Source organism: Roseivirga spongicola, from assembly GCF_001592965.1.
GTDB lineage: Bacteria > Bacteroidota > Bacteroidia > Cytophagales > Cyclobacteriaceae > Roseivirga > Roseivirga spongicola.
The window spans coordinates 1-1,216 of record NZ_LRPC01000015.1 but is presented as its reverse complement, the minus strand read 5'-3'; the positions used below and the strand labels follow the sequence as shown (position 1 = coordinate 1,216).

At 46.6% G+C, this 1,216-nt stretch carries 1 protein-coding gene; it reads right to left on the bottom strand.

Annotated features, from left to right (window positions below; genetic code table 11):
- Positions 1-1,216, bottom strand: a 1,216-nt coding sequence (locus AWW68_RS10920) for a cadherin repeat domain-containing protein (protein WP_221405993.1), incomplete at both ends; no start/stop codon positions are given.

The following is a 1,216-nucleotide window of genomic DNA, read 5'->3' as shown; positions in this document are numbered from 1 at the left end:
CTGATCATCTGGATGTTCAACGGCATGCCGCTGAGCTCGCTCAAGTCTATGGTCACATAGGTGCTGGCTGGGTTAGGGAACACTCCGATCTGCTCTTCGCTGATCTGTCCGTTATCCAAGCCCGTCACTATCACACCTTCTCCACTCAATCCAATTTCCAATACATTGTCTTGGATGCTATTGGTGATGTCATAGTTGAACACCACAACTCCATTGTACACTTTGGCTTCTGTTGGTGTAAACACTGCGGTGATGTTCTTTGTATCACCTGGGTTAAGCTGAACAGAGCCTGGGTTAACACTAAAGCCTTGGCTTGAACTGATGATTCTAACTTCTGTAGCGGCTTCGCCTCGGTTTTCAATAGTCCAACTCTTAGTGGCCGAAAGACCAAGAATGGTTTCATCAAAGGTTCCTTCGCCTGTCACTACTATTACTGCTTCTGCCTCATTGATGATTTCTATGGTGAACACTTCTTCGTAGGTTCCTCCAAAGCTGTCATCTGTTTTCACTCTGATGCTGTAGCTGTTCTTAGTCTCAAAGTCGAAGACTTCTGCGGCTAGCAACTTATTACCAGTAATGGTGAAGCTTGCGTTGTCTGCATCTCCTGTTCCTGACACTAAAGTGTAAGTATGGCTGTCGCCAGCATCGGCATCTGTAGTACTGAATGCTCCAATCTCTGTTCCTACTGCATTATTTTCTTGAATGCTTGTTGTAGAAAGCGCGATATCTGTAGCTACAAAGTTGGTGGTGTACACCTCTCCTGTAAATGCTGAAGCTAGGGCATTGGTGGCTGCATCTATGATGCTGTCATCATCTTTGGCATTCAGGCCTATGGTGCCTTCGCCTGAGATTCCGTTCACGTTCACTGTATAGGTTTTACCATCTACTTGAGTGACTGTATTGACACTTGCTGTGGCTGTACCTGTGGTTGCCACTTGGAAGTCTGATGCATCTACTCCTGTTACATTCTCAGAGAACTTCACAGTGAAGTTGAGCTTGTCTACTCCTGTGTTCACTCGCTCTGATTCAACCCTTGCAATGCTTGTAATTGCTGGTGCTGTACCATCGAAGGTAGTTGCAATCTCAGCTGCTGAAGCTACACTGGTATTACCTGCAGCATCGGTTACTGCTGCTGCGGCTACTGCCACAGTAATTGCTCCGTCTGCTGTTGGGGTAATGTCTGCTGTCCAAACTAGGCCTGCGGTTACTACCGTTA